Below are 13,904 nucleotides of genomic sequence, written 5' to 3'. Positions count from 1 at the left end.
TAGGTAAGTGCTATTTGTCATTAATATTACATTACATTTGTCACATTAAGAAATTTGTATATGGTATTATAGATATATAAAGTGAGGGAGTATAGATGAATAATATATTAAATAAAATTATTTTGATTATAGGTTCGGCATTATTACTTATAGAAAATTATAGTATAGAAAAATTAATCTTACCCATTTTAGTTACAGTGGCAATAACTTGTTTTCTAGAATATTTTAGCCAGGATAAATTAAATGTAATAGTATTAATAATATATAGTATCCTTTGCATTTTATATCCTGAATTTCTTATGGGCATTCCTATAATATTTTATGATACTATTTTTTCAAAGTATAAATATATATGCATCTTAACTTTAATTCCGTACCTTATGAATATACATAAATACTCACATATTATTAGTATAATGATTCTTGGACTTCTTATTACGTCAGCAACCTTAAAGTTTAATACTGTGAAATATGAAAAATTGCATGATAAATTTATAAAACAAAGAGATGATTTAACTGAGATATCTATAGTATTAGAAGAGAAAGTAAAGGAATTACAATATAAACAAGATTTTGAAGTCAATTTTGCAACATTAAAGGAGAGAAATCGTATTTCAAGAGAAATTCACGATAATGTAGGACACCTTTTAACTAGCTCTATATTGCAAATTGGTGCTATTATGGTAGTTACTAAAGAGGAACAAACAAAAAGGCTTCTAGAGGACATTAAATCTACCTTGGACCAAGGTATGGATTCTATTAGAAGTAGTGTTCATAATTTACATGAAGATTCTATTGACTTATATGTACAACTTTCAAAGCTTATAAATGAATTTAAGTTTTGTAAGGCTACTTTAAATTATGAGTTTTCTTCTAATCCAGATGTTAAGATTAAATATGCTATTATTGCTATTGTAAAAGAGGCACTATCTAATATAATAAAACATTCAAATGCAACCACAGTAACTGTAAGTTTATATGAACATCCAAAATTATATCAAGTAATTATTTTAGATGATGGAAGTAAAAAGAAGGTAAGTATGGATGGTGGAATGGGATTACAAAGCATTGAAAAGAGAGTAAATAGCCTAAATGGTATTGTGAATTTTGATAATTCAAAAGGGTTTAAAATATTTATTTCTATTATGAAGGAGGGGAAACTATGAGAATAATTATTATAGATGATGATAAGCTTATAGCAGCATCATTAAAGACAATCATAGAGACATCAAGTGATATAAAAGTTATATCTCTTGGATATAGTGGTGAAGAAGCTATAGAGCTGTATAATAAGTATACTCCAGATATATTACTTATGGATATTCGTATGGGGGGAATGTCAGGGCTAGAGGCTGCACAGAAGATTTTAAAATCTCATAATGAGGGGAGAATATTATTTTTAACCACTTTTGAGGATGATGAATATATTATAACTGCATTAAAAGTTGGTGCTAAGGGATATATTTTAAAACAACATTTTGAAAGCATAGTACCTGCCTTAAAGGCAGTAGAACTTGGACAAAGTGTTTTTGGACAAGAAATTATATCTAAAATTCCTACCATGTTAAATAGTACTGAAAATAAAAAAGATATATCAAAGTATGATTTAATTGATAGAGACATTGAAATAATCACTTTAGTTTCTAAAGGACTTTCAAATAAAGAAATATCAGCAAAATTATTTTTGAGTGAAGGTACAATAAGAAACTATATAAGTAGTATTTTAGAAAAATTAAATCTTAGAGATAGAACACAACTTGCAATATTTTATTTTAACAATATAAAGTGAAAAAATTCTATATTTAAAAATAAATATAACTTTAATTTATTAGAAATTAAAAAATTTAATTATCCTTATATATTGTAGAAAGAAAGGATATAATAGGAAAAGCAATAAAAGAATAATAACTGTGTATATGCTTATACTATAATTATAAAAATATGCATAGGAGGTTTATTATGAAAAAAATAGCGCTTTTAATTGCAACAATAGCATTAACCACAGGACTTGTAGGATGTACTAATAATGGCACTGCAAGAAATAATAAAAATACTGGTGGTGAAATTGCTCAGAATCAAACTAAAAATGGAATAGCTAATAATGCAACTAATAATAACGGAATTAAAGAGAGTGGAGTTTTAGGTATAAATGATACGAATAGTAATAATAATACACTCTTTGGTATGGACTTAACTAACAATAATTATTCTAACGGTATATATCGTGGTTCATATATAGATGAGGATGAATTAACAGTTGAATTTACTTTAGCTAATAATCAAATTAAGGATATTAAATTTATAGCATTATCTAATAATGATGATAATTATTTAAAAGATAGTAATTTCAAGAATGTGAAAAATCATTACGAAGCTTTGATAAACTATTTAAAGGATAAAGATATAAGACAAAGTCTTAATGATTTATATAACCCTTCTTCTATAGTTAAGGATATGGATCAAAAAGTTGAAGTAGGTAAGGTAACATCAGCTATACATGATGCTTTAAATAGAGGTGTATATTCTACTACTAATGGTACTAATAAATAATATATATTAGATTGGTAATAAAAAGGGACTGTCTCAAAATGAATTACTAAACTTTACATTAAGGTTTAGCTTATTTTGAGATAGTTTTTTAGTTTAATGATATTAAAATGCTATTTATATAAGAATAGAGTAGCATTGAAATTCTATATACATATAATATACTAATAGAATAAAATCAAGGATAAAAAATTATTCGAAAATTACAGATGAATTAAATATATAATCGAAGGAAGTACTGTAATTAAAACAAAATATATTAGTGTATGAGGTGTAATATATGGATACAATTGAAAATGAATTAAAATATGTGACAAATGAAAATTCTGATTCCATAGAACTAGAGACAAATCTAATTCAAGAACAGAGTAAAGATCCAGGGCCACAAGGCACACCTCCTAAATATGGGACAGATAAAATGTTAAATCCTTGCGAATGCCCACAAGATTTTGGACAAGTAAAAATAATAGATGCTGAAACTAAATGCAGAATAGTTAAATTTTCTATTAAAGTTAAGAATCTTTGTAGAGGAAAAGAATATTTAGTTGATGTAGTATTATATAAGTGGGTTTGGGTTTGGCCTCATAAATGGGTTAGAGTACCTATCGCAGAAGATTGCAAAATTGCAAAATTTACTGGATGCGACAATTGTGGAGAAGATATAGTTTATTTTAAATTAGCTATTAAAGAACCTTTATGCTCTGGACAATATATAGGCTTTGATGTTACTGGAAACTATGTGAATTCTTGCGAATTATAGTTTTGAAATATTATTAGGTAACTTTAATAAAATAATAGGAGCTAAGATTGTCATCCTAGTACCTAACTTATAATTATTATGTAAAAACTCCTTAGAATATAACTTTCTAAGGAGTAATTTTTTTTATTAAGCTATTACGGTTTTAGTAGTCTCTTCTTTTTGATCCTTTTTCCAAGTACTATTTAATAAATAGAAAGATGTTACTGCAGAAATTAAATCTGAAGCAGGATATGCTATCCATGCACCTATGGTACCAAAAATATTTACAAAAACTATAGCTAAAGGAATGAATACTATTAACTGTCTAAATAAAGATAATCTAAATCCTTTTTTAGCTTCATCAATTGCTTGATAGTAGTATATACCTATATAATATAAACCAACTAAAGGAAGAAGGAATATACATATTCTAAGGGCCTTAACAGCCTCAGGTAATAACTTTGCATCAGTTAAAAACAAACCTATCATTTTTGGAGCAAAATACATAATAAATACTCCAAATATTAAAGAGATTATTGTTACAGTTTTTATAGATGCTTTAACTGTATTTTTAACTCTATCAAAGTTTCTTGCACCAAAGTTAAAGGCTACAATCGGCTGCATAGCAGAACTTATACCAATTATTGCAATAAACATAAACATAGATATTTTAGTAATAACACCTACTATTATTATAGCTTCGTTACCACCTCTAGAAATTAATAAGTTATTTAAAACTACAGAAACTATTGCATCTGATATTTCAATAACAAAGGTTGAAAATCCCACAGCAATTAATCCTTTAATTAATGTAATATCTATATTTGGTAGAATATTATTTATTGAAAGTTTAATTTTAAAGTGTTTAGTTACATCTTTAAACTTGTATAGAACAAAAATTAAGCCTACAAATTGAGAAACTACAGTAGCAATAGCTGCACCAGCTATACCTATATTTAAATGAGCTACTAATATGTAGTCAACTACAATATTTAGAAGTGCACCGATACTGTTAGCATAAAGTCCTATTTTAGAGTTTCCTAAGGCTGTCATTACTTGAGAGCATACTATAGTTAATCCTTGAAATATTGCTCCTATAAAAATTATAGATATATAATCATTAGTTAGCCCAAAAGTAACGTCACTTGCACCAAGTTTATATAATAATCCACCTCTAAATAAGAATAAAAGTAGAGGGATTATTGTTAAAGATCCTATTGTAATAGATATTGAATTAATTATTGTGGATTTAATCTTTTCAGGTTGTTTTTCACCGGAATATCTTGAAACGTAGGTTGAAGCTCCTACACCAATTAAGAAAGCGATTGCTATAAGAAAACGTTGAATTGGAAATGCAACTGTTAAGGCACCGATAGCATTAGGACCAATATATCTACCAACAAAAACTGTGTCTACCATGTTATAGAGTTCTGCTACTAGTAAAGAAAAAATTGCAGGTATGGCAAATTTAAATAATACTCTGTATGTTCTTCCATCCGAAAATATTTTAGGGTTAATTCCCATTAGTCTCACCTCATTTATTTGAAAATTCTGCATATTATTCTTGAGTTTATTTTATAAAAAGTTCTCTTTATTTTTATAGAAAAATACGTTTTGTCTTCATGTTTAATTTATTATTAAAATATTTTATCTTATATTAATATTATAGTTGAAAACAATTAAATAAACATTCACTTAAGTGTCCATCAAAAAGTACTATTCTGCCCAAATAGTTATTGGTTAAAAATAGGAAAAAGCACAAAAGCACCTTAATTAGGATGCTTTTGTACTTAAAATCAATATATTTTATACATAACATAATATATTTTAACTGAAAGTATATATATATTCATATAAATTGAGGTAAAATTAATTAATCTTAATAGGCTTCTGAACTTCATTGATTATAACTAATGTAGCTCCATAGGTTTTTAGGGTAACTAAAATATTTATAACTGTACTCTTCTTAAAGTATTTAAATCTAATATTAGGATAAGAAGCTTTATGAAGAATACCATTTTCATCTTTGTTAAGTCTAGTTGGTCTCCCCATATCAATCCAATAGTTATAGGATGAACCAATCTTTTCATTTATTTCATAGGTAGTTACATTAATATCTGAGTGAATATTAGTTATATTAAGAGAAAGTTTTTTCGAAGTCGCATTTTTTATACCTCTAAGCTTTGAAAAACTTGCCATAGAAATTAAATCATTGATTTTATCATGATAAGTATAAAGTAAAATCTCATATTGATTGTTAGTTTTAGTAACTACATATCCATCACCTTTAGCTACTAATGTATTACCTAATTTATTTAAAAGTGAATAGGCATAAAAGGCAGGTTTTTTTATTCCCTTATCATTTATAAGACCAGGATAACCAAAGAATAGTTCATTGGTTATATTTACTTGCTTATCAAGGACGTCAAAGGCCCTTATAAAGCTTAAATCTCCCTTATGATTTACTACATTATCAATAATAAATGGAATCATATAGGCTGTATCATATATATTATTTACTTCATTATTTATCATAAAAGGTTCTTCTTCAAAATCTAATTTATTGTAAATTAATATTTCTTCAATTGAAATCCTCAAATTTTCAGGAAAGGTAGAGGAAAATTCAAATCTAAAATTTTTGTAATTAAGAGTTTCTATTGCACTGAAATATTCCATGAAGGATAGAAGAATATTTTTAAAATCTTCATGTATATCTATAGAATTTTTAAGGGATAATATATTTTTAGAGGCAACTTCATAGCTTTCATCGTTAATGTCATTTATATGTTCTTCATAGGTGCTATTCATATCTAAAACAATTATAGGCACTATATCTAAAAATTCTATAAACTCTAGTACATCCTTTGCTCTATTCCAGTTATGAAATTTAGAGCCAGGGAAAATAGCCATATCAGTACTAAATAAATTTAGGATCCGTCCATATTCAAAATCCATTTCCCTTTGAAGTTCTTCTAGTGTATCTTTATTATCTTCAATTAAGAGGTCAAAGGCATCACCGATGGTTATAATTCTATTAAAATTCTTATCAAATTCACCTATACAATTTTCCATATTAATATTTAACTGATGAATTTTATCCTCATAATTAAACCTGTCGTAGTCCTCCAGATAATATATTACTTCATCTAGACTTTCTTCTAAAGGATGAGTTATATATTTAGTCAACTTTTCTAGGACTTCAGGAGTAGATTTATATTTTTTTCTGAATTGTAAAGGCGTAAGCTTATAGTGAAGTTTAAAGTGCTTATTAAAGTATCTAGTATGAGAAAAGCCAATTTCCTCAGAAATTTCAGATAGTGTCATATCTGTATCCAAAATTAATTTTATAGATTCTTCAACTCTAATAAGATTTAGAAAATCAGTAAAGGAATATCCTGTAGCATATTTTATTTCTCTTGATAAATAATGGGTGCTTAGATATTCGTTACTAGATATATCTTTAAGGGTTATATTATTTTGATAATTATTATAAATATATTTAGATATACTATGATATCTTTGAAGTTGATCTTTATTTTCTTTAAGTTCTTGTTTTTCATGAATTAAATAGTTAAAGTTATTTATTAGATGATAAAGGAGTTTTACAAGGATATCTTCGATTTCTTCATCATAATTATCTTGTTTTTGTACTGTTTCACAAAGCACTTGACAAAGAAATACTCTTAAATCTTCATACTCTTCACCTAATTGCGAAGCCTTACTAGAAGAGTTTGTATAAAAAAACATATTCTCAATATCGTTATAGTACTTTTGAAAAAAGTATGGATCTATTTGAAATATGAGTACTTTATTGTCAGGATCATCACTTTCAATGCTATGAACTTCATCTATATTTATAATTTCAATTTGATTTTCACTTATTACATATTTTTCAGTATTTATATATAGATTGATTGTGCCTTTTATAACATAAAGAATTTCGATGCAATAATGCCAATGGATTGGATAATTTTTAATGGTATTAAAAGAAATAGATACAGGCATATTTGCAGAATAATTAATATATTGTCTATGCATTATAAACTCTCCTTGCCAGTTTCTTTAGTATTAATAGTATTATAGCATTAATTAGAAAAAACATGCTAGGGGAATAAAAGTGAGAAAGGGGAAAACCTCAAGAAACTATTTTTCTTGAGGTTTTTGGATTTATTATGAACTTGCATAGCTAATTTTTACCTAAGCAATATTTTAAGGCTCTATAACATTTCTATAAAAGCTGCCATTCTAGTGTTAAGTTGTCCAATGTCAGCAGTAGAATAATCTGTTTCTATACTGATGTAAGGTATTTTTTTAGTGTTATTAACAAATCTTTTAATTTGCAATGTTTCTACGCTATAAGTATGACAAGCTTGAAGTACTACATCCACCACTGCATCAACTTTATATTCATCTATCATTCTATTAAGTAGCTCTGTACGGTTAGGATTAGGTGTCATACAAGAACATCCAATATTTAAATATTTACGAGCAATAGCATCATAGATATCAGGATTATTTTCATCTACTAATTCATCGATAGCTTTAGCACCAGTACAGTTTTCAAAAGCCACGACATGAGCTCCATTATCTTCTATTGCTTTTATAACTTTTTCTGTAGCTCCACCAATAGGACATCCAGTTATAAGAATACGAGGTTTCTTTTCATATTTTTTTTCTACTTCATATTCACCCTTAATTTTCTCACTTAGGGCATATATTTCTTTTGGTACCTCTGCTTTATCAAATTTAAATGTAGTACCATAAAGAACTTTAAACATATCTTGTCCTAATATCGCTGGTGGATCAAGTTTTCCAAGACCGTAGAAGGCTTTAAGAGCTTTTCTTTCTTCATTTTTTAATTTAATGGCCTTTTTAATATTTTCATCACTTATAGTAGTTTCAAATTGTTTTTCTAAAACTTCTTTAAATTTTATTACTTCTTTCTTCCAAAGCTTTAAACCTTCTTCACTTTGAGAGTTTGGTAGTTCCATAACATGAACAGGCTTAAACTCACTTAAATATTCATACATTTTTTTCTTTCCATCACAAGTAGTTTCACCTACAACTAAATCAGAAAAGTAAAAGAATGGACATTTATCTGTTTTTGCAAATCCATAACTTGATTTGATAAGTGGACATAGATTACGCGGTAATTCTTTTTCAGCTTCTGCAATTGTCTCATCAGACATAGAACAAAGAGATACAACACTTGCACCCATTGCAAGAGGTAATTCCTGTGGCATATAAGTACAAAATACTCCTACTAAAGGTATATTTTCATCTTTAAGTTTTTTGGCTGCAATAAAGGAGTTTCTCCTAGCCTCTGCAAAGTCTTCAAATATTTCAGGTAGTTCTTTTCTTATTTTCATTTTAATTCTCCTATCATTTTACGTGGTTATTAAAAAATAATCTATCTAATAAGATTATACATAGAAATTATGTAATATTATGAATTATAGTGTTATTTTATACATTTACATCTATCTATAGAATGTTATAATACTACATTGATAAAAATAGTGATAAAATTATATTGTATATAGTAGTTTAAGTAGTAAAAATTATTATTAATTTATTAGGATTTTATAGGAGGTAGGGAAAATGAAATACAGTTTTGATGAAAAAGTGGACAGGATAGGCAGTAACTGTTTAAAGTGGGACTTAATAAATAGAACATATAATGATAGTGAAATTATACCTCTATGGGTAGCAGATATGGATTTTAAAGTGCCAGAAGAAATAGGAGATGCTATAAGAAAAAGGTTAGAACATCCTATTTTTGGATATTCCCTTACACCACCATCATACTATAAAGCTGCTATAAATTGGTTTGATAAAAGATTTCAATGGAAAGTTGAAAAGGGATGGATGAAGTTTGCTCCGGGAGTTGTACCAGGTCTAAAAACTATTGTTGCTGCTTACACAAAACCAGGAGATGAAATTATAATTCAAACGCCGGTATATCATCCTTTTTATAGTATTATAAAAAATAATGGGTGTCAGGTTGTAGAAAATCCCTTAACTTGTAAAGATGGTAGATATGAAATGGACTTTGATAACTTAGAAAAGATAATTACTAAAAAAACTAAGATGATAATTCTTTGTAGTCCTCATAATCCAGTAGGAAGAGTATGGACTGTAGAAGAATTAAAAATGGTTGGAGAAATATGTATAAAGAATAATGTACTAGTGGTAGTAGATGAAATTCATGCAGATATAGTTTATAAACCTAATATACATACAGTATTTGCATCTATCAATGAAGAATTTGCTGATAATTCTATAATATGCACAGCACCAAATAAAACCTTTAATATTGCAGGGTTTAAAACTGCAAATATAATTATTAAAAATGAAAAATTAAGAAATCAATATATATTGCAAATAGAAAAAGACTGTATAGAAGGAGCAACTACTTTAGGTGCAGTAGCACAAGAAGCAGCGTATACTAGTGGAGAAGAATGGTATCAAGGTCTTATGGAATATTTAGCAGGAAATATAGACTTTACTTTAGAATTCTTTGATAAAAGAATACCTAAAATTAAGATTAGAAAACCAGAAGGAACCTATTTATTATGGCTTGATTGCTCAGGATTAAATATGAAGCCAGAAGAATTAAGTAATTTCTTCCTTAAAAAGTGTAAAGTATGGTTAAATGATGGTAGCGTGTTTGGACATGATGGAGCTATGTTCCAAAGAATGAATATAGGAACTAGTAGGGTTGTTCTTCAAGAAGCTTTAGAAAGAATAGAAAGAGAAGTAAATAAATTATAGGTTTATAATAAGAGGTTGCCTAAAAAGTAAGGCAACCTCTTAAATAGTTACTTTAAATTATAATTTTCAATAAGTTTTAGAGTTAGTTCTAAAGCATCTTCTCCATTTACCCATAGGTCGGGTTTGATACCTTCACCTTCCTTAAAAAACTTTTCATCATATAGCCTTAACCAGTTTCCGTAGGAAAATTCAATATGGGAATTGGGAAGGTAACCCAGTTCTACATTAGAACTTTCAAGAGTACCATGAGTATTAGTACCAACTACTACAATATTTTCAAAATCCTTTAGATGCTCTACAAAGAATTCAGCAGCTGAGGAGGTTTTTTTATCTGTAAGAACAAAGATAGTATTTAAATTTTTATTAAGCTCTTTTTTAGATTTAGGTATATGTTCATAATAAAAATCATGAATTTTTTCAAGTTGTAAAGTTTTTAGATCCTTATGAAAGGTGTTAAAATCGTAGTAGGAGGGGGCATCCTTAGATCTTCCATAAAGAAGTAGAAAAAGACCCTTCCCTTGAGATGAAACTCCAAAATATTCATTTATCCAGTTTAAAGCGGTCAATATATCGCCACCATTATTACCACGTAAATCTAATATACTTACAGGAGAATCCTTTACTTTAGAAGCAGTATTAATGAAATCTATTCCTTCTAAACCTATATTGTAGGGAACTTCTCTGGAAGATATTATAGGAACATCATCTATAGTTGTGTAGTCAAAAGGTGAAATAGACTCATCTGAAAGAGTATTTGATAATTTAAGTTCAATATCTTTAGTATATTCTGATTCACCTCTATAAAAAACAACATTTAAGTTCCTTGAAGCTTGTCCAGAACATTTTGCTAAAACACCTAAATTGTATAATAGCTTACCTTCAGTATTTATTGAAAGATATAAATAATTTTCGATGTTTTCATCTTTATTTATAGATTTAATGTAGTAAAAAACACCTCCATATTCTACATAATAGCCTATTCTGTTTTTGAAAATTCCTAGAGTTGAATTTGTATAATATCTAGAGGTATTTTCTAAGTCAAAGCCATTGTTACCTATATAAAAATGTCTATCAGGTATAAAAGCAAGATTATCTTTTATGGTTTTTGTTAGTTCAGCTACATTAATTACATCATTATCACCAATAAAACTTAAAACTGATTCCTTAGCCTGTAAAAAAAATTTATCACTACCATAATAATTATATGGTGCGTAGCTAGATTTTAAAGCTTTAAAATATAGTTCTACATCATAAATAGCTTCTTTTCTGGTTATAGCAGTAGGAGATATTACGTGAGGTGTTGAAAAAAGTAGAGCGTGCTCTTTAGCAGTTAGTATATCTTCATTTGGAATTTCGGATATAAATTCTCTAATATTTAATTTAGATATGGGAATATTTAAATTTTTATGATTTATCTTTTCTAAAGCTTTTTCAAAGGAAATATCTTTTTTATAATAAGGTAAATAAATTAAAATTAAACCTAAAATTATAATAAAAAGAATTTTAAAAGTTTGTTTCAAATTAAAATCCACCTCCCTATAATTCTATTAAATAAGGTTATTATACCATAAAATGTAAAAAAATAAAGACTTTATGAATAAAAATAAAACAAATTAATAATTGACTGCCTTTTAGTTACACTATGTTTTGGTTATAATGTTATTAATAAGAATTGGAAAAGTATTTCAACTAGTTTTAGTATAGATAAACCTTAATTTTGAATTAATGTAAATATATAATACAAAAAATAAATTTGGGAGTGATAAAGTGGCAAAGATTATTATAATAGAGGATACAGAAACTATTAGGCAGGAGCTTGCAACATTTTTAAATAGATATGGATATGAGGTCATAGCACCTACTAATTTTGAAAATATAATATCTATTATTGAAAAAGAAGAGCCCAATCTCATACTCCTAGATATAAACTTACCTGTATTTGATGGATTCTACATTTGTAGAGAAGTGAGGAAAACTTCTCAAGTACCTATAATTGTGGTTACAAGTAGAGATAGTGATATGGATGAGCTAATGAGTATGAATTTAGGAGCAGATGACTTTATAACTAAGCCTTATAATACACAAATACTTTTAGCAAGGATAAATTCAGTACTAAAGAGAGTAAATCAAGGGAATGAAGGGAATCAAGAAATATTAGTATATAATGATTTAAAGTTAAATCTATCTAATGGAACCATAAGCTGTGGAGATAATGCTTTGGAAATCACTAAAAACGAATTAAAAGTTCTTTATTACCTTATAAAGAATAAAGGAAACATTGTATCTAGGGAGGATCTAATGGATTATCTATGGAAGTCTAATTTGTTTGTAGATGATAACACTTTGTCAGTTAATGTGACAAGACTTAGAAAAAAATTAGAGGAAATTGGAATTAAAGATGTTATAGAAACAAGAAGGGGACTTGGATATATAATGCCATAAATATATAAATATTTATGTAGAGAACTATTTATACATAAAACTATTTAAATATGGAAAAATAAAACTATTTAAATAGTTGTTCTGTTTATGCGGGTTTGAAGGAGTTTTCTACTATAAATAGTAGAGAGGAATAGATAAAATGAAAGTTAGGGATTATCTTAAATCAAGAATTGGCTTTTTAATAATTAATGGAGTCCTATTTATGATTTTTGTATCTATTTTAATATTTTTAAATGTAGGGAGTGGACTAATATTTTTATCTTTCATATTATGGTTTACTCCATTAAGTACATATTTAACCCTTGAAGTTATTAAACATAAGAAATTTCTAGACAATATTACAGGAACTATAGATAGCTTGGATAAAAAGTATTTGCTTCCAGAGGTTATGGAAAAGCCAGATTTTTTAGAAGGTGAAATAGTTTATCAAGTTCTTAAGGAATGTAATAAAAATATGCATGAAAATGTAAAAAAGTATGAATGTACCCAAAAAGAATATAGAGAATACATAGAAATGTGGGTTCATGAAGTAAAGACGCCTATTGCTTCTGCTAGACTTATTATAGATAATAACGAAAGTACGGTAACAAATAAAATTGGACATGAATTGAAGAAGGTAGAAGATTTTATAGAACAAGTCCTTTATTACTCAAAGAGCAACGATGTAAGTAAGGACTATATTATAAGAGAATTTAATTTAGAAGAAGCTGTTATGGAGATTTTAAGAAAGAATTCTAGAGATTTCATAAATAAAAAAATATCCTTAGAGATAGGAGATATGGGAGGTAAAATTTTCAGTGATATAAAATGGGTGGAATTTATTTTAAATCAAGTTTTAGGAAACGCCATAAAGTACTCTAAGGAATCAAATGGGATAATAAAAATATATTCAACTTCTACAGAAAATAAAATAACTTTAACTATAGAAGATAATGGTGTTGGAATTTCAGAAAGAGACATTTTTAGGGTTTTTGAAAAAGGTTTTACTGGGGATAATGGAAGAAAGTTTGGTAAATCCACAGGAATGGGATTATATCTGTGTAAAAAACTTTGTAATAGACTTGGATTGGGGATAAGTATTGAGTCAAAGTTAGAATATGGAACTAAGGTGTATATAAATTTTCCCCTAGGAAGATTTACTAGTTTCTAATAATAGCTAAAATAAAAACTGATTGGATAAAAATTAATCTCAATCAGTTTTTTTGTGGTAAATATTTGATTATATTATACTTATACCTAGGACTTCAATAGTCTAAAAAACAGGGCTACTCCTAATTTTATAGATGAACTTCTAGACTTTCATTATTATCTTACGAAAATGAAAGATTAATGACATGAAATTAAATACAACATACTTTTAGAAAAATATATAATAAGCTCATAAAGTTAAGGAAAAACTTAA

Annotated in this window: 11 protein-coding genes; 7 read left to right on the top strand and 4 right to left on the bottom strand. The window is 27.2% G+C overall.

The window, feature by feature from the left end:
* Positions 1-95: 95 nt before the first annotated feature.
* From B3B03_RS17930 to B3B03_RS17915, 4 genes are all read left to right on the top strand, one after another.
* Complete coding sequence (locus B3B03_RS17930) at positions 96-1,166, top strand: sensor histidine kinase (protein WP_346849132.1); 1,071 nt, start codon at positions 96-98, stop codon at positions 1,164-1,166.
* Positions 1,163-1,789 (top strand): response regulator, encoded by a 627-nt coding sequence (locus B3B03_RS17925; RefSeq protein WP_035135308.1) that lies wholly within the window; start codon positions 1,163-1,165, stop codon positions 1,787-1,789. The genes B3B03_RS17930 and B3B03_RS17925 overlap by 4 nt, the downstream gene beginning before the upstream one ends.
* A gap of 170 nt (positions 1,790-1,959) precedes the next feature.
* Complete coding sequence (locus B3B03_RS17920) at positions 1,960-2,550, top strand: hypothetical protein (RefSeq protein ID WP_346849131.1); 591 nt, start codon at positions 1,960-1,962, stop codon at positions 2,548-2,550.
* Positions 2,551-2,827: 277 nt separating this feature from the next.
* Positions 2,828-3,307, top strand: a complete 480-nt coding sequence (locus tag B3B03_RS17915; RefSeq protein ID WP_346849130.1) for a hypothetical protein — start codon at positions 2,828-2,830, stop codon at positions 3,305-3,307.
* A gap of 126 nt (positions 3,308-3,433) precedes the next feature.
* On the opposite strand, the gene B3B03_RS17910 is transcribed toward B3B03_RS17915, so the two are convergent.
* The 3 genes from B3B03_RS17910 to B3B03_RS17900 all read right to left on the bottom strand — a co-directional run bounded on the left by B3B03_RS17910 (position 3,434) and on the right by B3B03_RS17900 (position 8,655).
* Complete coding sequence (locus tag B3B03_RS17910) at positions 3,434-4,810, bottom strand: MATE family efflux transporter (RefSeq protein WP_346849129.1); 1,377 nt, start codon at positions 4,808-4,810, stop codon at positions 3,434-3,436.
* Between the two features lie 345 nt (positions 4,811-5,155).
* The gene (locus B3B03_RS17905; protein ID WP_346849128.1) at positions 5,156-7,324 is read right to left on the bottom strand and encodes a helix-turn-helix domain-containing protein; all 2,169 of its coding nucleotides are present in this window, start codon (positions 7,322-7,324) and stop codon (positions 5,156-5,158) included.
* 179 nt (positions 7,325-7,503) lie between these two features.
* Positions 7,504-8,655, bottom strand: coding sequence for a double-cubane-cluster-containing anaerobic reductase (locus B3B03_RS17900; RefSeq protein ID WP_346877993.1), 1,152 nt, complete (start codon positions 8,653-8,655; stop codon positions 7,504-7,506).
* A 232-nt stretch (positions 8,656-8,887) separates the two neighbouring features.
* On the opposite strand from B3B03_RS17900, the gene B3B03_RS17895 reads away from it, so the two are divergent.
* Positions 8,888-10,060 (top strand): MalY/PatB family protein, encoded by a 1,173-nt coding sequence (locus B3B03_RS17895; protein WP_346877992.1) that lies wholly within the window; start codon positions 8,888-8,890, stop codon positions 10,058-10,060.
* A gap of 47 nt (positions 10,061-10,107) precedes the next feature.
* Here the strand turns inward: B3B03_RS17895 and B3B03_RS17890 are convergent, their stop codons facing one another.
* Positions 10,108-11,580, bottom strand: coding sequence for a S41 family peptidase (locus B3B03_RS17890; RefSeq protein WP_346877991.1), 1,473 nt, complete (start codon positions 11,578-11,580; stop codon positions 10,108-10,110).
* Positions 11,581-11,827: 247 nt separating this feature from the next.
* On the opposite strand from B3B03_RS17890, the gene B3B03_RS17885 reads away from it, so the two are divergent.
* The gene (locus B3B03_RS17885) at positions 11,828-12,502 is read left to right on the top strand and encodes a response regulator transcription factor (RefSeq protein ID WP_346877990.1); all 675 of its coding nucleotides are present in this window, start codon (positions 11,828-11,830) and stop codon (positions 12,500-12,502) included.
* A 139-nt stretch (positions 12,503-12,641) separates the two neighbouring features.
* On the top strand, positions 12,642-13,652 hold the full coding sequence (locus B3B03_RS17880) for a sensor histidine kinase (protein ID WP_346849124.1): 1,011 nt from the start codon (positions 12,642-12,644) through the stop codon (positions 13,650-13,652).
* The last annotated feature ends 252 nt before the right edge of the window (positions 13,653-13,904 follow it).

The organism is Clostridium sp. UBA5712 (assembly GCF_002419845.1).
GTDB lineage: Bacteria > Bacillota > Clostridia > Clostridiales > Clostridiaceae > Clostridium_J > Clostridium_J sulfidigenes.
The sequence above is the reverse complement of the archived record's forward strand: the minus strand, read 5'-3'. Positions and strand labels throughout refer to the sequence as shown.

Coding starts and splice junctions, on each gene's coding strand:
- B3B03_RS17895 (WP_346877992.1), top strand. CDS start 8,888: ATGAAATACAGTTTTGATGAAAAAGTGGACAGGATAGGCAGTAACTGT.
- B3B03_RS17910 (WP_346849129.1), bottom strand. CDS start 4,810: ATGGGAATTAACCCTAAAATATTTTCGGATGGAAGAACATACAGAGTA.
- B3B03_RS17925 (WP_035135308.1), top strand. CDS start 1,163: ATGAGAATAATTATTATAGATGATGATAAGCTTATAGCAGCATCATTA.
- B3B03_RS17880 (WP_346849124.1), top strand. CDS start 12,642: ATGAAAGTTAGGGATTATCTTAAATCAAGAATTGGCTTTTTAATAATT.
- B3B03_RS17920 (WP_346849131.1), top strand. CDS start 1,960: ATGAAAAAAATAGCGCTTTTAATTGCAACAATAGCATTAACCACAGGA.
- B3B03_RS17930 (WP_346849132.1), top strand. CDS start 96: ATGAATAATATATTAAATAAAATTATTTTGATTATAGGTTCGGCATTA.
- B3B03_RS17900 (WP_346877993.1), bottom strand. CDS start 8,655: ATGAAAATAAGAAAAGAACTACCTGAAATATTTGAAGACTTTGCAGAG.
- B3B03_RS17905 (WP_346849128.1), bottom strand. CDS start 7,324: ATGCATAGACAATATATTAATTATTCTGCAAATATGCCTGTATCTATT.
- B3B03_RS17915 (WP_346849130.1), top strand. CDS start 2,828: ATGGATACAATTGAAAATGAATTAAAATATGTGACAAATGAAAATTCT.